Raw genomic sequence first — 20,107 nt, 5'->3', positions numbered from 1 at the left:
TCAGGCAAGGGCTGTGCAAGCGGGGCCGCTGGCTCAGTCGCCGAACTGCTCGATCATGCGCTGCTTCGTATAGTCGACGAAGGCTTTCGCGAGTTGCGAGGGCGGGTGCTGTGTCGAGGTGACGAGCGAGAAGCCCGATAAGACGGTCGGCTCGAACGGTTTGACGACGACGCGCCCCGCGGCATACCGGGCCGTGATCTGATCGATGATCGCCACCCCCGCGCCGTGTTGCACCAGCACGCAAATCGCTGCGGACAATTGCGACTCCGCACTCATCACCCGGTCAATCTGCCGCTCGGCGAAGATGCGGTCGATATACATCCGCCCATCGAATTCCTTCGGATACGACACAAACGACTCGTCGCGCAAATCTTCGGGATGGATCACATCTCGGTTAGCGAGGCGATGGCCGAGCGGCAGGATGCACCGCATGGGGGCACGGTGCAGCGTCTCGACGTTCACGCCGGCATGGGTGAGCGGATGGGCGATGAAACCGACGTCGCAACGGCGCCCGACCACCATATCCACCACGATGCTCGACGCGTGAATCAGCAGCGTGGTGCTGACACCCGGATGCTCGCGCATGAAGCCGGTCAAGGTCCTCGGCAGGAATTCCAGCGCGAGGGCAGGCGCGCCTGCGATATGCAGCGAGCCGCGCCGCAGCGACTTGATCTGCTCGGCGGTTTGCGCAATGCGGTCGATGCCCGCAAACGAGCGCTCCACTTCCTCGAACAGCACCAACGCTTCGGGCGTCGGGTTCAACCGGCCGTTGATTCGGTCGAATAAGGAAAACCCTACGTCGGCTTCCAGATCGTTGATCAGGCGCGTGACCGCCGGTTGCGAGATGTGAAGCATGTCGGCCGCGCGGGTGACCGTCTGGCGCAGGATCAGCGCGCGAAATGCCTCCAACTGCCGGATCTTCATCGAAACCTCATCTGCACCACCCCCATAACATTTGCGTATGGTTGGGTTAAAAAAAGTGATTTGACGGTGAGTGTGTCGAAAATGACTCTACGAAAACCACGCAATAGTTTGATTTTTTTCGTAATGCCGGGCCATAACATCACATAACACTGCATCACGCAAGGAGCTTCTCGATGAAGACTGTCGTTCCCCAAACGCTTCGCAAGCTTGGCCGCGCCGCCGTATCGATCGGTGCTGCCGGACTGGTACTCGGTGCCACGACCGCTCATGCCGACACGACGCTGTATGTCGGCGCCTATGGCGGTTCGTTTGAACAGATGCTCAAGAAGGACGTCATTCCCGGTTTCGAACGGGCGAACCCCGGCACCAAGGTGGTGATCGTGCCGGGCGATTCGACGACGACCCTCGCCAAGCTTCAGGCGCAGAAGGGCAAGGCCGGCATGGACGTGGTCTTCCTTGACGACGGTCCGATGTATCAGGCCATCCAGATGGGCTTCTGCGGCAAGCTCGCCGACGCACCGGTTTATCAGGATCTTTACGACATCGCGAGATTCAAGAGCGGCAATGCCGTGGCAGCCGGGCTGATCGCGACGGGGATCGCCTACAACACGCGTCTGTTCCAGTCGAAGGGCTGGCCCGCGCCAACGTCGTGGAAAGAGCTCTCCGATCCGAAGTACAAGGGCAAGCTCGTGATGCCGAGCATCAAGAACACCTACGGCTTGCATGCGTTGCTCGTCGAGTCGAAACTCAACGGCGGCAGCGACGCCAACATCGATCCGGGTTTCCGTGAGATGGAGAAGATTGCGCCGAACGTGCTGTCGTTCGATCCGTCGCCGGGCAAGATCGCCGAGCTGTTCCAGGCGGATGAAGTCGGCATCGCCGTATGGGGCAACGGCCGCGTGCAAGCGCTGCGTCAGCAGGGCATTCCGGTCGAATTCGTGTATCCGAAGGAAGGCGCGGTAGCCCTTAGCATGGCGATGTGTGCAGTCGATAAGTCGGCCAACGACGCGCTTGCGCAGAAGTTCATTCAGACGATTCTCTCGCCGCAGACGCAAGCCATCCTCGCCGAAAGCCAGGGGGTTGCGCCGTCCAACAAGAAGACCCAACTGTCGATGGCCGTTGCGGCACGTGTGCCGTCGCCCGCGCAGATCGACAAGCTCGTACGTGTCGACTGGGACATCGTCAACGCCAAGCGCGCCGAGTGGACGCAGCGCTGGAACCGTCAGATCGAGCGTTAAGGCGCAAGGGATCACAAGCGTCATGAGCACTCCATATTTGCGTCTCGAGCAACTCGGCAAACGCTTTGGCGACACCGTCGCGGTCGAGGGCGTCGATCTTTCGATCGAGCAGGGCGAGTTCATCTCCCTGCTCGGCCCGTCCGGTTGCGGCAAGACCACCACGTTGCAGATGATCGCCGGGTTCGTCGCCCCGAGCACGGGCCGCATTCTGCTTGAGGGCCGCGACCTCACACCGGTGCCGCCGGAAAAACGCGGCCTCGGTATCGTGTTCCAGAGCTACGCGCTGTTTCCGCACATGACCGTGGCGCAGAACGTGGCTTTCGGTCTCGACATGCGCCGCGTGGACCCTGCGCAGAAGCAACGCCGTGTGCAGGACACTCTGGAGCTGGTGCACCTCGGTCAGCATGCGCAGCGCTACCCCCGCGAACTCTCGGGCGGTCAGCGTCAGCGTGTGGCGCTCGCCAGGGCGCTGGTGATCGCGCCGCCCGTGCTGCTGCTCGACGAGCCTCTGTCGAACCTCGACGCGAAGCTGCGCGAGCAGATGCAGGACGAGTTGCGCGCCATTCAGCGCAAGGTCGGCACGACCACCATCATGGTCACGCACGATCAGGCCGAGGCGCTCGCCATCAGCGATCGCGTGGTGTTGCTCAACGCCGGACGTGTGGTGCGTATCGATACGCCGCACGACGTATACGAAGACCCTCAGGCCACGTTCGCTGCGCACTTCATCGGGCAGACCAATCTCATCACCGGTCACCTCGACATGCGCGGCGGCGTGGCCGTGCTCGATGCGCAAGGGCATCGGCTCGCCGTGTCGCCTGCGCACGCGGGCCCAGTGTTGGCGGGCGGCGCGAGTGGGGCAACCGGGGCGAAGGGGGCGAGCGGCCCGGCAACGTTCAGCTTGCGGCCCGAGCGCATTCGCCTGACGTCGGCGACGGCGGGCCGGCTCGCCGGCCGCGTGGGGCAGCGTAGCTTCCACGGCAATCACTGGGTGCTCACGGTGTCCACGGCGCTCGGTGAACTGCGAGTGCTCGTATCGAATGACGGTGTCGTTGCCGCGAACGATGGCGAGGCGGTAGGGCTCGATTGGGCCGATGACGCGCTGCGTCTCGTGCAGGAGGGCGCATGAACGCCGCGACGTCTAGGCCATCGGGCGTCCCCGCCGTGCCGGACGCGAATGCGGCCGCGACGGTCTCGCCCGAGATCGCCAGCCAGCGGCGGGCCGCCTGGGCGCTGGTCATGCCGGCGACGATTTATTTCCTCGTGCTGCTGGCGGTGCCGCTCGTACTGACGTTCGTGCTGAGCCTGCATGGTTTCGATCCGAATCTGGGGGGGATTCTGCCGACAGTCTCGTTGCAGCACTATGTCGACATTCTGACGGACAGCTATTTCTACGAGATCTTCCTGCGCACGTTGCTGCTGTCTGTTGGTGTGACGCTTCTGTGTGTGCTGGTCGGTGTGCCCGAGGCATATTTCCTGTTCCGCATGCGCGATCCGTGGCGTTCGCTCTGTCTGGTGCTGGTGCTCGGGCCGCTGCTGATCTCGGTCGTCGTGCGCACGCTCGGCTGGTCGATCTTGCTAGGGCGTGAAGGGCTCGTGAACGCGGTGCTCGTGAAGCTGGGGCTCGTCGATCATCCGTTGCAGATGCTCTTCACGATGGGCGCGGTCACGGTGGCGCTCGTCCACGTGCTCGTGCCGCTCATGGTGCTGTCGGTGTGGACCTCGCTCACCCGGCTCGACCCGGCGGTGGCGCACGCCGCGCGCTCGCTCGGTGCAGGACGCGCGACGGTGATGTGGCGCGTGGTGCTTCCGCAGATTACGCCGGGCATTCTCTCGGGCAGCCTGATCGTGTTCGCGCTGACGGCGAGCGCCTTCGCCACACCTGCGCTCATTGGTGGACGCCGCCTGAAAGTCGTAGCGACCACGGCTTACGACGAATTTCTCGGCACGCTGAACTGGCCGCTGGGCGCTGCCATCGCCATCGTGCTGCTGATCGTCAATGTGGCCATCATCAGCGGGTATAACCGCGCACTCGAGAAGCGCTTCACGCGTCGTCTCGGCTGAGGAGGAGGGCATATGAATCGGCAAGATCCTCAGTACGACCGTAACGGTGCGGTGGCGCTCGCGTTCCATGTGCTGTTCCTCGTCTTCATCCTCGCGCCGCTGGTCGTGGTGTGTCTGGTCGCGTTCACGCCGGACAACTTCCTGTCGATCCCGACGGCGCACTTTTCACTGCGTTGGTTTTCGTCGTTGATGGGCGATGAGGACTTCCAGTCGGCGCTGCGCACAAGTTTGTGGCTGGGTGTGACGTCGGCCAGCGTGTCGACGGCGTTGGCGGTGCCCACGGCGATGGGGCTGGCACGCTACCGTTTCCCGGGGCGGGATGCGATCAATTCGTTCTTGCTCTCGCCGTTGATGATTCCGCCGGTGGTATTGGGCATTGCCTTCCTGCGGCTGTTCACGCTGCTCGATATGGGCGGATCGTTCGTGAGCCTCGTGGCTTGCCATGCGCTGCTGATCTTCCCGTACGCGCTGCGCCTTATCATGTCGGCGCTCGTCGGGCAGGCCGACGAAGCGGAGCGTGCAGCGCGCTCGCTCGGCGCAGGACGCTGGACGACATTTCGCCGCATCACGCTGCCGGCGATTCTGCCGGGGGTGGCGGGCGGCTGGGTGCTGGCGTTCATCAACAGTTTCGACGAGCTGACGGCCACGATCTTCGTCACGTCGCCCACGACGATCACGCTGCCGGTGCGCATCTACATGAACATGAGCGAGACGGTCGATCCGAGCGTGGCGGCGATCTCGACGCTGCTTATCGGGCTGACGCTGGCGGTGATGTTGCTGCTCGATCGCATCTATGGACTGAACAAGGTTCTGGTTGGAAATCACTAAAACATGCAAAAGACATACGATATCGCTGTCATAGGCGGCGGCCTCGTCGGCATGGCGATCGCCTACGGGCTCGCCAAACGCGGACAACGCGTCGTCGTTTGCGATGGCGAAGATAATTCGCTGCGTGCCGCACGCGGCAACTTCGGACTGGTCTGGGTGCAGGGTAAAGGCAGTACCTGCACGGACTATGCACGCTGGTCGTTGCACTCGGCCAACACATGGCAAGGCTTTGCCGACGAGTTGTTCGCACGCACCGGCGTGTCCGTCGGCTTTCAGCGGCCGGGCGGCTTCAACATCGCGCAAACACCGGAGGAACTGGCGGTCAAGGTCGAAAGCATGCGCAAGTTGCAGGAAGCCGAGCCTGCGCTGGTGTACGAAGTGCTCGATCATGACGCGCTGGCCGAGCGCCTGCCGGCAATCGGCTCCGATGTGGCGGGCGGCATCTATTCCCCGAACGACGGTCACGTCAGCCCGCTGTACACGTTGCGCGCGCTGTTCGCCGCATTTGAACAAGCGGGCGGCGAGTATGCGCCGAACGGGCATGTGACCGATATTCGTCAGATCGGCAGCGCGTTTCGCGTGAGCACGGGCGATACGTCGTTCGACGCCGGGCGCGTAGTGCTGGCCGCCGGTCTCGGCAATCGCGATCTCGCGCCGATGGTGGGGCTGAGCGCACCGGTTAAACCGCTGCGGGGCCAGATTCTCGTGACCGAGCGCGTCAAGCCGTTTCTCTCGTATCCCACGATCTATGTGCGCCAAACCGTCGAGGGTTCGGTGATGCTCGGCGACTCGGCCGAAGACGTGGGCTTCAACGACGGCGTGACACCGGACGTGCTCGCGGATATCGCGCGGCGCGGCATTGCGCCGTTCCCTTTGCTCAAGAACGTGCGCGTGGTGCGTGCCTGGGGGGCGTTGCGCGTGATGACGGCCGACGGTCTGCCGATCTACGAGGCCTCCGAGGCTTGCCCGGGTGCGTTCCTCGCGACCTGCCACAGCGGCGTCACGCTGGCCGCTGCCCATTGTGAAACCATCGCGCCATGGATTCTCGGCGCGCCGCGTCCCGCGCTTCTGGATCATTTTTATGCCAAACGTTTCGCTGCTTAAGTCGCTGGCGCGCAAGGATAGCGCGACGGTGCGGATATTCATCGAAGGCACCCCGGTTGATGTACCGACCGACATGAATGTGGCCGCCGCCTTGCTCTTGGCGGGCGTGACGGCTTGCCGGACCACGCCCGTGACGGGCAGCGAGCGTGCGCCGTTCTGCATGATGGGCGTGTGCTTCGACTGTCTCGTGGAGATTGACGGTGTGCCGAACCGGCAGGGGTGCATGACACCCGTGCGTGAGGGCATGCAGGTGCGTCGAATGGATGGTGCGAGGAGTGTGGCATGAGCACGAAGATCGTGGATTTGTTGGTGATAGGCGCCGGCCCCGCCGGGTTGGCGGCGGCATTGGAGGCAAAGCGTCATGGGCTCGCGCCGCTGGTGGTCGATGAAAACGGGCTGCCCGGCGGTCAGATCTATCGCAACGTCAGCCGCTCGCCGCTGGCCGACCCCGCGGTGCTCGGACCGGACTATCTGCGCGGACGTGCGCTCGTCGATGCGTTCGCCGCCGCCGGCATCGCTTATTGGCCGCAGACGCTCGCCTGGCAGATCGGCGGCGACAGACGGGTGTCCGTCACGCGGCAGGGCGCGGGCGGCGGAACGCTGCAAATCGAAGCCGGTGCCATCGTGCTTGCGAGCGGTGCGCAGGAGCGGCCGTTCCCCATTCCCGGTTGGACGCTGCCCGGTGTCATGGGCGTGGGCGCAGCGCAAACGCTGCTCAAGGCGTCGGCGCTGGTGCCCGATTCGCCTGCGGTGCTGGCCGGGTGTGGCCCGTTGCTTTATCTGTTTGCGTGGCAACTCATCAATGCCGGTGTCCCGGTGCGTGCCATTCTCGACACGGCTGAGGTCAGCGGGCGACGCGACGCCTTGCGTCATGCAGGCGGGGCCTTGCGGGCGCCGTCGTACCTGATGAAGGGTTTCAAGCTGCTGCGCGCGATTCGTGCAGCCGGTGTGCAGCACGTCAAGCATGTGGAGGCGTTGCGCGTGATCGGTTCCACGCAGGCCGAAGGCATCGAGTATGTCGTGGACGGCCGCACGGCGCGCATCGACACGGCGCTGGTGCTGCTGCATCAGGGCGTGATTCCGAACACGCAGATCACGCGCTCGATCGGTTGCGAGCACGAGTGGGACGAGGCGCAGTTGTGCTGGCGTCCGAAGACAGACGCCTGGGGCGAGACAAGCTTGCCGGGCATCTTCGTGGCCGGTGATGGCGCGGGGATTGCCGGGGCGCTGGCCGCAGAGCCGTCGGGACGGCTCGCGGCCGTCCAGGCCGCCGTGAAGCTTGGCAAACTCGACGACGCGAAGCGCGACTCGCGCACGCTTTCCCTGCGCCGTGAACTGTCGGCGCACACGGCGATTCGTCCGTTTCTCGACGCGCTGTACCGGCCTGCACAAGCCTTCCGCGCACCGGCAGACGACAGCACCATCGTGTGCCGCTGCGAAGAAGTGACGGCGGGAGATGTGCGCCGCATGGCGGGTCTGGGCTGTGTCGGCCCGAACCAGACCAAGAGTTTTTCGCGCTGCGGCATGGGCCCGTGTCAGGGCCGCTTCTGCGGCCTGACGGTCGCGGAGCTGCTAGCGCAAGCTCAGGGCTGCTCGGTGCCGGAAGTCGGTTACTACCGGATCCGTCCGCCGATCAAGCCGGTTACGCTGGGCGAGCTGGCCACGGCGGTCGAGGCCCCCGAATTCCTGAGCGAGCGCGCAGGCTTCCCCAAGTAGGTGAGGCAGGCTCGCGCCTCTCACCTGCTTCTTTTTATTCTCTTTGGAGACGTGGTTAATGAGCGATATTCAACGCCATCACACGAATGCACGGATGAGCCGTGTCGTGGTGCATAACGGAACGGTCTACATCGGTGGCCAGACGGCCGACGATCGCAGCCAGGACATTACCGGGCAGACGCAGCAGGTGCTCGCGAAGATCGACGGGTATCTGAAAGACGCCGGTATCGATAAGTCGCGCCTGCTGTCGGCACAGGTCTGGCTCAAGGACATCGAGTCCGATTTCGCCGGCATGAACGCCGTGTGGGACGCCTGGACGAGCCCGGGCAATACGCCCACGCGTGCCACCGTCGAGTCGCGTCTGGCGGCTGCCGACCTGCTCGTCGAGATTGCCGTGATTGCCGCCGCAAAGTAATCGGCAACACCGAGCGTCGTTTGCACGTTGGGCCCGCAGTTGTCTGCGGGCCCTTTTCATGAGGCGTGCGCCCCGGATTTCGTGATACTCAGGTAAACGCATTGGTGAATTTAATGCGCTCGTTGGTTGGCGTTGCGCGGGGTTCGAAAGAACGCAGTGCAGGCATAATGCGCAGGCCGCCAGGCGATGCCACTTTCCTAAACCGATGACGCCTCAGACGTTGATGAAATGACGGACCAATCGACAGACCAGGCCACGCGCGCCGAATCGCAAAGGGGACGAGACTTCTCGCGTCGCGTGCTGGGCCTGCGCAGTCTGGGCTGCGCGCTGAGCGCCATCGCTGTTTTCACGGTGTTTCAATCGACGGGGGCGTCGCACCTCGCCTATGGCGTGTGGGCCCTCAACGCCTTCCTCTGGCCGGCCTTTGCCCATGCCCTCGCCATGTCGGCGGTCGATCCGGTCGTGGCAGAGCGTCGCAACCTGTTGTGCGATTCCGCGTTCGGCGGGGGCTGGGTCGTGGCGATGCACTTCAGCGGCGTACCGTCGGCCGTTCTGATCTCGGTGTTGCTGATGCACAATGCATCGGCAGGCGGCTACCGGCTGCTGCGCGATGGCATTCTGAGCATGATGGCCGGCGGTGTACTCGCCGGCATCTTCCTCGGTTTCGTGTTCAGGACCGAGATCGAATTCCCGGAGTTGCTGGCGAGCTTGCCGCTGCTGCTGATCTATCCGACGCTCGTCGGGCTGGCCAGCTTTCGGCTGGCGAAACGTCTCTCGAAAAGTGAGCGCGCATTGCGCCGGATCAGCGATCAGGACGATCTGACGTCGCTGCTCAATCGCCGATCGTGGATGCGGGCGTTGACGAACTGCTATGCCGACAAACGGACCGGCAGGTCGGGGACGGCAAGCATTGCGCTGATCGATATCGACGGGTTCAAGGAGATCAACGATCTCCATGGGCATCTCCAGGGCGATTCGCTGATTCGAATTCTCTCCGACGTGTTGTCGAGAGAATTGGGCCGTCACGACGTGATCGGCCGTTACGGCGGCGACGAGTTCTGCGTTCTGTTCGACGGGCAAGCGGCCGAGAAGGCTCGCAAGAAGCTGGAGCGGGTGTGTGCGGTGTTTGCCGGGGCCACCCGGGGTCTCGACACGTCGGGCAGCGTTACCCTGAGCGTTGGCGTCGCCAATTTCGACGGGGATCTCGTCTCGCCCACCGCGTGGCTGGCACTGGCCGACGGCGCGCTCTACTCGGCCAAACGTTCGGGAAAGGACTGTGTCGTCATTGCGCGTGCCGACAGCGGGTTAGCAGGGGCCGTGCTGCGGTAGTGACGCGGGGCTCGGCAGCGTGACGGTCGTGAGCGGCACGCTGGCGTGCTCAGCCGCCGCCGTATCTACATCCCGAATTCGCGCAACCCCTCCAGATCGAGAATCGTCAGCACGCCATAGTCCACCTTCACCAGTCCGGCTTGCTCCAACACCTTGAGCGCGAGGTTGACGCGCTGACGCGACACCCCGGCGAGATAACTCAGTTCTTCCTGCGAAATCTGCACGGTGTTGTCGTCGGATGGGTACAGGGTCGGATTGAACATCGACGAGAGCGAACGCGCGACGCGGGCATCGGTGTCGAGCAAGCGTTCGTGCTCGACGGCCGCAATGAACTGACCGAGACGTTCATTGAGTTGAAGTGTCAGAAAGCGGTTGAACGGAATGCTGGTATCGAGCAACCAGTCGAACGTGGCAATCGGCATGTGAGCGACGACCGAGTCGCGCAGCGCCATCACATCGTACTTCCGGATCTCGCGCTTGAGTACCGACCCTTCGCCGAACCATGCGCCCGCAGGTACGCCCGTAAACGTCACGGACTTTCCGCTGGCCGACGCCGTCGCAATTTTCACCAAACCTTCGATGACACCGAACCAGGCGTGCGTGGGGTCGCCCTTGCGGCACACGTAGCCGCCGTTCTCGACAGGCCGCACCTGAATTTCCGCCACCACGCGTTCGCGCTGCGCTGGCGTCAGTCCTTGCGCCCATACGCTGCGCTGCAACAGGGTTTCGAGCGACATATAGGGATTTTCCCTTGATTGTCATCCGGGTGACAAATCCGCCGTGAGCCATGAGGTATCTTCGCCTTGCCTGGTAGCGCCGAGACAAGCATTCATGGCGGTTCGTACACGACGCCGAAGCACAAGTATAGAAGCTGCCGACTGCCGGGCATAGCCGTTGTCGCTCCGTATTGCAGACTTTCGCAGACTCAAGCAGGTCACCGAATAAAAGCGTCGTTCAGAGACGCAACTCGCAATAGAAAACTAGAGAGCGTGCCACACGCACGCGCGCCGACCGAGCCACGCCACTCCCCCTCGACAACCGTCGAATCGTGGCGAGACACAGGAGACAGGCATGCAGGAGCGGACCACTTTCCCGCGTTTATTGCTGGCCCATGCCGCGACGCACGGCGCCCGCACGGCGTATCGGGAAAAAGATCTGGGAATCTGGCAAAGCTGGAGCTGGCAGGAGGCCGCGCATGAAGTCCGGATGCTGGCTTGCGCGCTGGCGGCAGCCGGATTCAAGCGGGGCGACAACCTCGCCATCGTCGGCAATAATCGCGTGCGCCTGTATTGGGCGATGACGGCGGCACAAGCGCTGGGTGGCGTGGCCGTACCGTTGTATCAAGACGCCGTTGCGGCCGAAATGATCCACGTGCTCGAAGACGCCGAAATCGATTTCGCCATCGTCGAAGACCAGGAGCAAGTCGACAAGCTGCTCGAGCTGCGTGAGCACGTGACGCGCTTGTCGCACATCATCTACGAAGACCCGAGAGGGCTGCGTAACTACGACGCCGCAGGTTTGCAGTCGTATGCCGCCGCAGTGGAGCAGGGCCGCGACTTCAACGCCAGACATCCGCGCTACTTTGACGATGCGGTAGCGAGCGTCGATCCGGACGACACGGCGACGATTCTCTACACGTCGGGTACGACGGGGAAGCCCAAGGGCGTTTGCCATTCGCACGCCGGTCTGATCGGCGCCGCGTTTCACGGCAGTGCTTTCGATAGACTCGCCCCCGGCGACGAGGTGCTGTCGTACCTGCCCATGGCATGGGTCGGCGATCACCTGTTTTCCTACGCACAGGCTTTGGTCGCGGGCTTCACCGTCAATTGCCCCGAATCACCAGAGACGGTCGCTACGGACATGCGCGAGATCGGGCCGACTTACTACTTTGCGCCGCCGCGCGTCTATGAAAACGTGCTCACGCAAGTGATGATCCGCATGGAAGACGCGAATCGTTTCAAGCGAAAGATGTTCGCGCATTTCATGGACGTGGCGAACCGGTGCGGTGCGGCGGTGCTCGACCGGCGTCCGGTGCCGCTGCTCGACAGGCTGCAATATGCGCTGGGCAATCTTTGCGTGTACGGGCCGCTGCGCAACACGCTCGGCATGAGCCGGATTCGCACGGCCTATACCGCCGGGGAGGCCATCGGCCCGGATCTGTTCCGCTTCTATCGCGCAATCGGCATCAACCTGAAACAGTTCTACGGGCAGACGGAGACGTGTGCGTACGTTTGTCTGCAACCGGACCGTCAGGTGCGATTCGACAGCGTGGGGCCGGTAGCGCCGGGCATGGAAATCAAGATCGCCGATAACGGGGAAGTGCTGGTGCGCGGTGTGGGATTGCTCAAGGAGTACTACAAGCGGCCCGACGCCACGCGCGAAGCCCTCGACGAGGCCGGATACTTCCGCACGGGCGACGCCGGCATCATCGACGCGGACGGTCATCTGCGCATCATCGATCGTGCCAAGGATGTGGGCAAACTCGCTTGCGGGTCGCTGTTTGCGCCGAAGTACATCGAGAACAAGCTCAAGTTCTTCGCGTACATCAAGGAGGCGGTTGCGTTTGGCGACGGTCGTGACGGCGTGTGCGCGTTCATCAACATCGACATGGATGCCGTGGGCAATTGGGCGGAGAGGCAAAGCCTTGCCTATGCAGGGTATGTCGACCTCGCCACCCATTCACGTGTTGCCGAACTGATTCTGGGGTGTGTGGACGCCGTGAATGCGGATCTCGCCAAAGAGCCGGCATTCTTGGCGGCGCAGATTCGGCGCTTCGTGATCCTGCATAAGGAACTGGACCCGGACGACGACGAACTCACGCGCACGCGCAAGGTGCGTCGCGCGTTCATCGCGCAGAAGTACGACGTGCTGGTCGATGCGTTCTATTCGGGCAAGTCGACACAGTTCATCGAGACGCGCGTGAAGTTCGAGGATGGGCGCGAGGGCAGCGTGAGCGCCACGCTCACGATACATCCCGCGCGCGTGGTCGGTGCCCGCTCGCCCGTCGACGACCCTGCGCCTGTGAAATTGCGCTGCGCCGCCTGACGTTCGCAACGGCCCTCATCGGAACTCAGCCAGGCGCTGCCAGGCACTTCGCAGGAGAAGGCATGAACGACAACCGCAAAACCGGCGACATCTTGCTCGATTTGCAGCACATCAGTCTGTCGTTTGGTGGTGTGAAGGCGTTGACGGACATCTCGTTCAACGTTCGGGAGCACGAGGTCCGCGCGATCATCGGCCCGAACGGTGCGGGCAAGAGTTCGATGCTCAACGTGATCAATGGCGTTTACCACCCGCAGCAAGGCACGATCGTTTTCCGGGGACAGGTGCGGCAGCGCATGCATCCGACGTCGGCCGCGCGTCAGGGCGTGGCGCGCACGTTCCAGAACATCGCGCTGTTCAAGGGCATGACGGTGCTCGACAACATTATGACGGGACGCAACACCCGGATGCGCTCGGGGCTGCTTGCCAGCGCGATCTGGTGGGGGCGTGCGCGCCGGGAGGAAATGGCCAATCGCGCCAAGGTCGAGGAGATCATCGACTTCCTCGAAATTCAACACATCCGCAAGACACCGGTCGGACGACTGCCGTATGGCCTGCAAAAACGCGTCGAGCTGGCGCGCGCGCTTGCAGCCGAGCCGGAGCTGTTGCTGCTGGACGAGCCGATGGCCGGTATGAACCTCGAAGAGAAGCGCGACATGTGCCGCTTCATTCTGGAAGTCAACGAAGAGTTCGGCACGACGATCGTGCTGATCGAGCACGACATGGGCGTGGTGATGGATATCTCCGACCGGGTCGTGGTGCTCGATTACGGCAAGAAGATCGGCGACGGCACGCCTGCCGAGGTCAGAGACGATCCGGAGGTCATTCGTGCCTATCTGGGCGCCGCACAGGGCATGCCCGCTGCGGCATGACAGGTAGAGGGTAACCGTCGCTCGGCGACGCGATGGCAACTTGGAGACATCGATGCAGTTCTTTCTGGAAATCCTGATCGGCGGGTTGCTCTCGGGGGTGATGTATTCGCTCGTTGCGCTCGGTTTCGTGCTGATCTTCAAGGCATCCGGCGTATTCAACTTCGCGCAGGGCGCGATGGTGTATTTCGCGGCGCTCTCGGTGGTCGGCTTGATGGAGCGCGGCTTGCCACTGTGGCTGGCCGCCATCGGCGCGTTCGGCGTCATGGTGCTGGTCGGGGCCGCCACGGAGCGTTTCGTGCTGCGAAAGCTGGTGAACCAGTCACCCATCACGTTGTTCATGGCGACCATCGGCCTGTCGTTCTTCCTCGAGGGACTGGCGCCACTGTTGTGGGGCAACGAGGTGCGCCCGCTGTCGCTGGGCATTGTCGATGAGCCGATCGCATCGATCATGGATTCGACGGGGGTACTCGTCAGCAGCTTCGATCTGGCTGCGGCGGGCATCGCGGCCGTGCTGGTGGCGCTGCTCGCGCTGTTCTTCAAGGTGACGAGCATTGGCCGCGCGCTGCGCGCGGTGGCCGACGATCATCAGGCAGCGCTCTCGCTGGGTATTCCGTTGCAGCGGATCTGGGTGGTGGTGTGGAGCGTCTCGGGGTTCGTCGCGCTGGTGGCCGGCATGCTCTGGGGCTCGCGCAACGGCGTTCAGTTTGCCCTGACGATGACCGCGCTCAAGGCGCTGCCCGTGTTGATCCTGGGCGGCTTCACGTCGATCCCCGGCGCGATTGTCGGCGGGTTGATTATCGGCGCGGCGGAAAAGCTCGCGGAGATCTACGTGCCGCAATTGCTGCAAAGCCAGTTTGGCGGGAATTTCGGGGGCATCGAGGGCTGGTTCCCGTACGTCTTCGCATTGCTGTTCCTGCTGGTTCGCCCAGAAGGGTTGTTCGGCGAGCGGCACATCGATCGGGTCTGAGCCGCCGGTATTCCACTCGGGACGTACGCGCACGCATTCATCGCAGAGGCCATACATGTTCTATCGCGAAGCTGGGCAGTTCAAGACATCTTACGAAGCCGACAGTCAGATTTTCCCGATCCGGCAGGACCGGGTTGCCGTGTGCACCGTGCTCGCCATTGCGTTCGGCGTGCTGCCGTGGATTGCCACCGAATATTGGCTGACGGCGATTCTGGTGCCCTTTCTCGTGTTCTCGCTCGCCGCGCTGGGGCTCAATCTTCTGACGGGCTACGCCGGGCAACTGTCGCTGGGCACGGCAGCGTTCATGGCAGTCGGCGCGTACGCGTCGTATAACTTTCAATTGCGCATCGAAGGCATGCCGATTCTTGCGTCGTTCGCCCTCGGGGGTGTTTGCGCGGCACTCGTCGGCATTGCGTTCGGTCTGCCGTCCTTGCGCATCAAGGGCTTCTATCTGGCGGTCGCCACGCTCGCGGCGCAGTTCTTCGTGCTGTGGGTGCTGACGAAGTTTCCGTGGCTCTCGAACAATAGTTCGTCGGGCGTGATTACCGCGCAGAAGATCTCCATTCTTGGCGTGGACGTCGACACGCCGGTGCGCAAATACCTGTTCGTGCTGGGTGTCGTGACCGTCATGGCGCTTGTGGCGAAGAATCTGGTGCGCTCCCACATCGGCCGCGCCTGGATGGCGGTGCGCGACATGGACGTTGCTGCCGAAGTCATCGGCATTCCGCTAATGCGCGTCAAACTGCTGGCCTTCGCGGTGAGTTCGTTCTATTGCGGCGTGGCCGGCGCGCTCTACGCCTACTGCTACCTTGGTTCGGTCGAACCGGATGGCTTTTCGCTCGATCTGTCCTTTCGTATCCTGTTCATGATCATCATCGGCGGTGTCGGCAGCATTCTCGGCAGCTTTCTGGGGGCGGCCTTCATTCTGCTGCTGCCGATTCTGCTCGACAGCACGTTACCCGCGATCGCCACGTTCCTGCATTTGCCGTTCACCAACGCCACCGTCTCGCATATCCAGTTGATGGTCTTTGGCGGTCTCATCATCTTTTTCCTGATTGTCGAACCGCACGGGCTGGCGCGGCTTTGGCAGATTGCTAAGGAGAAGCTGCGCATCTGGCCCTTCCCGCATTGAGATTCGGCTGGCTCGTGCACCGGGAGTTGCGCGCTGCCAGACACGTTTTGCCATGAATAAAACCACAGATGGAGACACAGCATGAACACGAAAAACTTGGCGGTCTCGTTGGGTACGGCGCTCGTGCTCGGCATGGGGAGCGTGGGCGCATCGTTCGCGCAATCGAACGACCAGTTCATCGCCCTTGCCGACTATCGGGTCGGGCCGTATGGCGCGAACGGGCAATCGTTCTACGGCGGTTTCATCGACTATCTGCAATACGTGAATCTGAAGAATGGTGGCGTCAACGGCGTCAAGCTGACGTGGGAGGAGTGCGAGACCGAGTACAACAACGCCAAGGGCGTGGAGTGCTATGAACGTCTCAAGGGCAAGAACCCGGTCACCAAGGGCACGGCGTATCACGTGATGGCGACGGGGATTTCCTACGCGCTGATCGACAAGACGGCAACCGATCAGGTGCCGCTGGTGATGATGGGCTATGGCCGCACCGATGCCGTGGATGGCACGGTGTTTCCTTGGGCATTCCCGCTGGTGACGACGTATCAGATGCAGGCGTCGGCCATCATCAAGTTCCTCGCGAGCAAGAACGGCGGGTCGCTCAACGGCAAGAAGATCGTCTTTCTGTATCACGACTCGGCCTATGGCAAGGAGCCGATCGTCGCGATGCAGGCGGAGTCGAAGATCAACAAGTTCAACCTCATCGAGATTCCGGTCGCGCACCCAGGTAACGAACAGGGTGCGCAATGGCTGCGTATTCGTCAGGAGAATCCCGACTACGTGGTGTTCTGGGGCTGGGGCGTGATGAACCAGACGGCGCTCAAGGCCGCGCAAAAGGTCGGCTATCCGCGCGAGAAGATCGTCGGTAGCTGGTGGGCCGGCTCCGAAGAAGACACGATTCCGGCGGGCCCGGCGGCCAAGGGATACATGAGCGCGACATGGAACGTGGCAGGCAAGCAGGTGCCAGTCATCGCCGACATCGAGAAGGTGGTCTACGGCGCGGGCAAGGGCAACATGCAAGACCCGTCGAAGGTCGGCTCGGTGCTGTACAACCGTGGTGTTTCGGCGGCGGTGGCGACGGTCGAGGCGCTCAACACGGCGCAGAACAAGTTCGGTAAGGGCAAGGTCATGACGCCGGTGCAGGTGCGCTGGGCGCTCGAGAACCTGAATATCGACGCCGCCCGGCTCAAGGCGCTGGGCGCGACCGGCCTGCTGCCCGACATCAAGACGAGTTGCGAGGATCACGAGGGATCGGGCAAGGTGCGCATCCAGCAATGGGACGGCGCCAAGTGGGTGCTCGTGTCGGACTGGATCGAGGGTAACCGGCGTCTGATTCACCCGCTTTTCGAGGCCTCGGCCAAGCAGTACGCCAAAGAGAAGGGGATGACGCCCGCCTGCTACAAGATGTAATCGACGCCTTCGCCCGCGTGGCAGCGCGCCACGTGGGCGAAGGCTGACGAACCATGGCCGGTGGATGAACCCGGCAGCATCGATTCCGGAGTTATGCATGGAAGCGAGTTTGCGCGTCAACAATATCGAAGTCATTTACGACCACGTCATTCTCGTGCTCAAGGGGGTGTCGCTGATCGTACCGGAGGGCAAGATCGTGGCGTTGCTCGGGGCCAACGGGGCGGGCAAGAGTACGACGCTCAAGGCGATTTCGAACCTGCTTCACGCCGAGCGCGGCGAGGTCACGAAGGGCACGATCGACTATCGCGGCGAGCGGGTCGAGAAGCTCACGCCGAACGGTCTGGTCAAGCGCGGGGTGATTCAGGTGATGGAAGGCCGTCACTGCTTCGGGCATTTGACCATTGAAGAGAATTTGCTGACGGGCGGTTATGTGCGGCATGCGTCGCGCAGTGCCCAGCAGCATGCGCTGGAACGCATCTATGCCTACTTCCCGCGCCTGAAGACGCGCCGCAAATCGCAAGCGGGTTACACGTCGGGCGGCGAACAGCAGATGTGCGCGATCGGGCGCGCCATGATGGCGCAGCCGTCGATGATATTGCTCGACGAGCCGTCGATGGGGCTCGCGCCGCAGATCGTGGAAGAGATCTTTGCCATCGTGCGCGACCTGAACCAGCGCGAGAACGTCAGCTTCCTGCTGGCCGAACAGAACACGATGGCGGCGCTGCGTTACGCGGACTATGGCTACATCCTCGAAAACGGCCGGGTGGTGATGGATGGCGATGCGGCGTCGCTGCGCGATAACGAGGACGTCAAGGAGTTCTACCTGGGAATTGCCAAGGACGGCGCCAGTAGCGCCGGGAGCTTCCGAAACGTCAAGAGCTATCGACGGCGCAAGCGCTGGATCGCCTGAGCAATTGCGCGCTTGCGTGTTTGCGAGATCGAATGAGTGGCTGACTGTTAATCCTCAACGTATTTCCGTCAATATGAACGATTACTTCGACACGCTGGAAACCCGTGCGCCGGAGGTTCGCGAGAAGGCACTGCTGGCGGCGTTGCCGGCGCACGTGTCGCATGCGCAGACGCACGCGCCGTATTTCACGCAGGTGCTGGGCAACGTCGATGCGAAGGACATCGGCTCGCGCGATGCACTGGCCGGCCTGCCTGTGACGCGCAAGTCGGATCTGTCGGCGTATCAGGTGCGCCGCCCTCCGTTCGGCGGGATGAACGCAACGCCCCTGGGCGGTCTGGCGCACGTGTACCAGTCGCCCGGTCCGATCTACGAGCCGGACGGCCGCGGCAGTGACTGGTGGCGCTTTGCGCGTGCCATGTTTGCCGCGGGCTTGCGCGCGGGCGATCTGGTCTATAACACGTACTCGTATCACTTCACGCCGGCCGGGATGATGATCGAGACGGGCGCTGCCCGGCTGGGATGCTGCGTATTTCCGGCCGGGGTCGGGCAGACGGAGATGCAGCTTGCCGCGATTCGTCATCTGCAACCCGTGGCGTATGCCGGGACGCCGTCGTTTCTGAAGATATTGATCGAGAAGAGCGAGGCGGCCGGAGCGGATATCGGCTGCATTCGTCGGGCGACGCTCTCGGGCGAGGCATTACCGCCATCGTTACGCGATTGGTTCAAGACGCGCGGCATTACGGCACGGCAATTGTATGGCACGGCCGATCTGGGATTGATCGCGTTCGAGAGCGACGCACAGGCGGGATTGATCGTCGACGAGAACGTGCTGGTGGAGCTGGTGGAGCCGGGTGGCACGAAACCGGTGCCGGACGGTGAGATCGGTGAGGTCGTGGTGACGAACTTCAATCCGGACTATCCGTTGATTCGTTTCGCGACGGGGGATCTGTCGGCGGTAGAGGCGGGAATCAGCCCGTGCGGGCGCACCAATATGCGGCTCAAAGGCTGGCTCGGCCGCGCCGATCAGACGGTCAAGGTGCGCGGTATGTTTGTGCACCCAGGGCAGATCGGCGAGATCGGCAAGCGGTATCCGGAGTTGGTTCGCCTGCGGCTGCGAGTGGAAGGGCGGATTGGCGACGATCGGATGCGGCTGATTTGCGAGACGAACGCCGCACCGCCCGAAGGGCTGGCTGCGCGCGTGCAGGAAACACTCCGGGATGTGACCCGGTTGCGCGGCGAGGTCGATTTTGTCGCCGCCGGGACACTGCCGACCGATGGGAAACTGGTCGAGGACGCGCGGGCTTACGATTGATTTGCCGTCCGTTGTGCACAAGTAGCATCAACGAACGTGCTGCGGTCGTAATAGGTCGCAGCACGGTGATATGGGATTGGCGCCATCGCCCCGCAAGCGGTCAACAGGCCGATGAGGGCAAAAAGATTCGGATGGATAAGAAACCAATCGATGGCGGATAGCCGATTCGAAAGGTAGATCAGCCCAGGTGCGGCCAATCACTTATTCACTGCGCGAAAGTTCGTGAGGCTTGCATCCGGATTCATTGCTATGAACGATACTCATGCCCGGCACTAGCCCGAGTTTGGCAGAGTCGCCCGTCGGTACCGTGAGAATCATCCGGATTTCCTCCGCCTGGCCCTGCCAGATGCTTTTGATTTCCCTCCATTCCCATGTCCCTGCTGGATTCGTGATGGACTGATCCGTCGCGGTCACTGTGGGACTTCCGTACTGTTTTACCAGAGCGTATTGCTCGTTTGCGTAATTTGCGGCTGTAAAAGTGAGGGACTTCGAGACCAGCGAAAGACCTGTGGTACAGAACACCAAATGGTAAGTGTCCAGCGCGCCCGTATTGGGGGCACGCCGATGAATGAACACGCCTCCAGGCTTCTCGTCGAGCGTGTCGCCGCGAGCTTTGGCTTCGCGCAATATGTCCTCCTTCTTGTTGCCGCCAACGAAGCCCCAAGCCTCGAAAGCCGTCGCCTTCGAGGCTTGGCTCAGCAGGCCTAGCGCGACGAAGGCAAGTGCGCACATGTTCTCTTTGATCATCGTATTGGAAAGGTCTATGGCCGCGGGTGGGCGGTGCCGGAGTCGAATTGCCACCAGTCCCGCCGTACCACAATCGTTTTGATTGTATTTGGCGCCAACC

The 20,107-nt window shown here is 62.7% G+C and carries 19 protein-coding genes; 16 read left to right on the top strand and 3 right to left on the bottom strand.

What is annotated here, in order from left to right; translation table 11 throughout:
* Positions 1-33 precede the first annotated feature (33 nt).
* Positions 34-924 (bottom strand): LysR substrate-binding domain-containing protein, encoded by an 891-nt coding sequence (locus C266_RS05285; protein WP_010806212.1) that lies wholly within the window; start codon positions 922-924, stop codon positions 34-36.
* 173 nt (positions 925-1,097) lie between these two features.
* On the opposite strand from C266_RS05285, the gene C266_RS05280 reads away from it, so the two are divergent.
* From C266_RS05280 to C266_RS05240, 9 genes are all read left to right on the top strand, one after another.
* Entirely contained in the window at positions 1,098-2,162 is a 1,065-nt protein-coding gene (locus C266_RS05280) for an ABC transporter substrate-binding protein (protein WP_010806211.1), read from the top strand.
* Positions 2,163-2,184: 22 nt separating this feature from the next.
* Positions 2,185-3,291, top strand: a complete 1,107-nt coding sequence (locus tag C266_RS05275; RefSeq protein WP_036661615.1) for an ABC transporter ATP-binding protein — start codon at positions 2,185-2,187, stop codon at positions 3,289-3,291.
* Positions 3,288-4,226: an ABC transporter permease gene (locus C266_RS05270; RefSeq protein WP_010806209.1), complete on the top strand. Its 939-nt coding sequence runs from the start codon at positions 3,288-3,290 to the stop codon at positions 4,224-4,226. Before C266_RS05275 ends, C266_RS05270 begins: the two co-directional genes overlap by 4 nt.
* 12 nt (positions 4,227-4,238) lie before the next feature.
* Positions 4,239-5,054 (top strand): ABC transporter permease, encoded by an 816-nt coding sequence (locus C266_RS05265; RefSeq protein WP_010806208.1) that lies wholly within the window; start codon positions 4,239-4,241, stop codon positions 5,052-5,054.
* A gap of 3 nt (positions 5,055-5,057) precedes the next feature.
* Entirely contained in the window at positions 5,058-6,158 is a 1,101-nt protein-coding gene (locus C266_RS05260; protein ID WP_010806207.1) for an FAD-binding oxidoreductase, read from the top strand.
* On the top strand, positions 6,136-6,444 hold the full coding sequence (locus C266_RS05255) for a (2Fe-2S)-binding protein (protein ID WP_010806206.1): 309 nt from the start codon (positions 6,136-6,138) through the stop codon (positions 6,442-6,444). Before C266_RS05260 ends, C266_RS05255 begins: the two co-directional genes overlap by 23 nt.
* On the top strand, positions 6,441-7,874 hold the full coding sequence (locus C266_RS05250) for an NAD(P)/FAD-dependent oxidoreductase (RefSeq protein ID WP_010806205.1): 1,434 nt from the start codon (positions 6,441-6,443) through the stop codon (positions 7,872-7,874). The genes C266_RS05255 and C266_RS05250 overlap by 4 nt, the downstream gene beginning before the upstream one ends.
* 58 nt (positions 7,875-7,932) lie before the next feature.
* The gene (locus C266_RS05245) at positions 7,933-8,289 is read left to right on the top strand and encodes a RidA family protein (RefSeq protein WP_010806204.1); all 357 of its coding nucleotides are present in this window, start codon (positions 7,933-7,935) and stop codon (positions 8,287-8,289) included.
* A gap of 228 nt (positions 8,290-8,517) precedes the next feature.
* On the top strand, positions 8,518-9,618 hold the full coding sequence (locus C266_RS05240) for a sensor domain-containing diguanylate cyclase (protein WP_010806203.1): 1,101 nt from the start codon (positions 8,518-8,520) through the stop codon (positions 9,616-9,618).
* Positions 9,619-9,683: 65 nt separating this feature from the next.
* Here C266_RS05240 and C266_RS05235 read toward each other — a convergent pair whose 3' ends face one another.
* Complete coding sequence (locus C266_RS05235; protein ID WP_010806202.1) at positions 9,684-10,355, bottom strand: Crp/Fnr family transcriptional regulator; 672 nt, start codon at positions 10,353-10,355, stop codon at positions 9,684-9,686.
* Positions 10,356-10,689: 334 nt separating this feature from the next.
* On the opposite strand from C266_RS05235, the gene C266_RS05230 reads away from it, so the two are divergent.
* The 7 genes from C266_RS05230 to C266_RS05200 all read left to right on the top strand — a co-directional run bounded on the left by C266_RS05230 (position 10,690) and on the right by C266_RS05200 (position 19,260).
* Positions 10,690-12,663, top strand: a complete 1,974-nt coding sequence (locus C266_RS05230) for a long-chain fatty acid--CoA ligase (protein ID WP_010806201.1) — start codon at positions 10,690-10,692, stop codon at positions 12,661-12,663.
* A gap of 17 nt (positions 12,664-12,680) precedes the next feature.
* A complete protein-coding gene (locus C266_RS05225) occupies positions 12,681-13,532 on the top strand; it encodes an ABC transporter ATP-binding protein (protein WP_051126148.1) in 852 nt (283 codons plus the stop codon).
* Positions 13,533-13,584: 52 nt separating this feature from the next.
* A complete protein-coding gene (locus C266_RS05220) occupies positions 13,585-14,499 on the top strand; it encodes a branched-chain amino acid ABC transporter permease (RefSeq protein WP_010806199.1) in 915 nt (304 codons plus the stop codon).
* 55 nt (positions 14,500-14,554) lie between these two features.
* Positions 14,555-15,631 (top strand): branched-chain amino acid ABC transporter permease, encoded by a 1,077-nt coding sequence (locus C266_RS05215; RefSeq protein WP_010806198.1) that lies wholly within the window; start codon positions 14,555-14,557, stop codon positions 15,629-15,631.
* Positions 15,632-15,763: 132 nt separating this feature from the next.
* Positions 15,764-17,038, top strand: a complete 1,275-nt coding sequence (locus tag C266_RS05210; RefSeq protein ID WP_246831143.1) for an ABC transporter substrate-binding protein — start codon at positions 15,764-15,766, stop codon at positions 17,036-17,038.
* Positions 17,039-17,135: 97 nt separating this feature from the next.
* Entirely contained in the window at positions 17,136-17,948 is an 813-nt protein-coding gene (locus tag C266_RS05205; protein ID WP_010806196.1) for an ABC transporter ATP-binding protein, read from the top strand.
* 73 nt (positions 17,949-18,021) lie between these two features.
* On the top strand, positions 18,022-19,260 hold the full coding sequence (locus C266_RS05200; protein ID WP_010806195.1) for a phenylacetate--CoA ligase family protein: 1,239 nt from the start codon (positions 18,022-18,024) through the stop codon (positions 19,258-19,260).
* 201 nt (positions 19,261-19,461) lie between these two features.
* Here C266_RS05200 and C266_RS05195 read toward each other — a convergent pair whose 3' ends face one another.
* Entirely contained in the window at positions 19,462-20,007 is a 546-nt protein-coding gene (locus C266_RS05195; protein WP_036661612.1) for a hypothetical protein, read from the bottom strand.
* Between the last annotated feature and the right edge of the window lie 100 nt (positions 20,008-20,107).

This window comes from Pandoraea sp. SD6-2, assembly GCF_000389825.1.
GTDB classification, from domain to species: domain Bacteria; phylum Pseudomonadota; class Gammaproteobacteria; order Burkholderiales; family Burkholderiaceae; genus Pandoraea; species Pandoraea communis.
Note: the sequence above shows the minus strand (reverse complement) of the source record. Positions and strands in the feature narration are given on the sequence as shown.

Excerpts from the sequence above, each read along its gene's own strand:
- C266_RS05285 (WP_010806212.1), bottom strand. The coding sequence starts at position 924 with ATGAAGATCCGGCAGTTGGAGGCATTTCGCGCGCTGATCCTGCGCCAG.
- C266_RS05280 (WP_010806211.1), top strand. The coding sequence starts at position 1,098 with ATGAAGACTGTCGTTCCCCAAACGCTTCGCAAGCTTGGCCGCGCCGCC.
- C266_RS05275 (WP_036661615.1), top strand. The coding sequence starts at position 2,185 with ATGAGCACTCCATATTTGCGTCTCGAGCAACTCGGCAAACGCTTTGGC.
- C266_RS05270 (WP_010806209.1), top strand. The coding sequence starts at position 3,288 with ATGAACGCCGCGACGTCTAGGCCATCGGGCGTCCCCGCCGTGCCGGAC.
- C266_RS05265 (WP_010806208.1), top strand. The coding sequence starts at position 4,239 with ATGAATCGGCAAGATCCTCAGTACGACCGTAACGGTGCGGTGGCGCTC.
- C266_RS05260 (WP_010806207.1), top strand. The coding sequence starts at position 5,058 with ATGCAAAAGACATACGATATCGCTGTCATAGGCGGCGGCCTCGTCGGC.
- C266_RS05255 (WP_010806206.1), top strand. The coding sequence starts at position 6,136 with ATGCCAAACGTTTCGCTGCTTAAGTCGCTGGCGCGCAAGGATAGCGCG.
- C266_RS05250 (WP_010806205.1), top strand. The coding sequence starts at position 6,441 with ATGAGCACGAAGATCGTGGATTTGTTGGTGATAGGCGCCGGCCCCGCC.
- C266_RS05245 (WP_010806204.1), top strand. The coding sequence starts at position 7,933 with ATGAGCGATATTCAACGCCATCACACGAATGCACGGATGAGCCGTGTC.
- C266_RS05240 (WP_010806203.1), top strand. The coding sequence starts at position 8,518 with ATGACGGACCAATCGACAGACCAGGCCACGCGCGCCGAATCGCAAAGG.
- C266_RS05235 (WP_010806202.1), bottom strand. The coding sequence starts at position 10,355 with ATGTCGCTCGAAACCCTGTTGCAGCGCAGCGTATGGGCGCAAGGACTG.
- C266_RS05230 (WP_010806201.1), top strand. The coding sequence starts at position 10,690 with ATGCAGGAGCGGACCACTTTCCCGCGTTTATTGCTGGCCCATGCCGCG.
- C266_RS05220 (WP_010806199.1), top strand. The coding sequence starts at position 13,585 with ATGCAGTTCTTTCTGGAAATCCTGATCGGCGGGTTGCTCTCGGGGGTG.
- C266_RS05215 (WP_010806198.1), top strand. The coding sequence starts at position 14,555 with ATGTTCTATCGCGAAGCTGGGCAGTTCAAGACATCTTACGAAGCCGAC.
- C266_RS05210 (WP_246831143.1), top strand. The coding sequence starts at position 15,764 with ATGGGGAGCGTGGGCGCATCGTTCGCGCAATCGAACGACCAGTTCATC.
- C266_RS05205 (WP_010806196.1), top strand. The coding sequence starts at position 17,136 with ATGGAAGCGAGTTTGCGCGTCAACAATATCGAAGTCATTTACGACCAC.
- C266_RS05200 (WP_010806195.1), top strand. The coding sequence starts at position 18,022 with ATGAACGATTACTTCGACACGCTGGAAACCCGTGCGCCGGAGGTTCGC.
- C266_RS05195 (WP_036661612.1), bottom strand. The coding sequence starts at position 20,007 with ATGATCAAAGAGAACATGTGCGCACTTGCCTTCGTCGCGCTAGGCCTG.